The sequence below is a fragment of the Acinetobacter sp. NigerLNRRAM0016 genome (assembly GCF_054112845.1).
Window position 1 is genome coordinate 1 of sequence record NZ_JBSYVT010000125.1, and the last position, 430, is coordinate 430.

A 430-nucleotide genomic window follows, 5' to 3' on the forward strand; every position below is an offset into this window, starting at 1 on the left:
AAATAAGCCATTGTTTATTCTTTTTATTTCCAACAAAATTCCAGAACTCATCTACTTCGAGAGATTCATAATGACTTTGCTGAGGCTGAATTTCATAGGTTGATTCAGTTAAAGTACGTAAAACTTTACCGATACTGATGCGCTCAACTTCAGCAATATCTCGTATACCGCTGCCTCTGACCATCAACTGTAATATTTTACGAGTAATACCTGACTTACATCCTAGATAGCTCAGTGCATGATCACCAATAAACTGACGTTTACAGTCTTTGCACTGATAGTTTTGTTTCCCATCTACTTTGATACCATTTTTCTTTATACTATCACTGAGGCAGGTTGGACATTTGATTGCTAGAGTTATTTGCATTTCTCTATTTTATCAAAATCCAATCGGCTTTTTCTTCAGCATACTTTTTGAAACACTACCAAA

1 pseudogene is annotated in these 430 nt (G+C 35.1%); it reads right to left on the reverse strand.

Features of this window, described 5'->3' with window-relative positions:
* Positions 1-367 (reverse strand): annotated as a pseudogene (locus ACWQ4X_RS19820) (IS1-like element ISAba3 family transposase); the annotation flags it as partial.
* Positions 368-430: the final 63 nt, after the last annotated feature.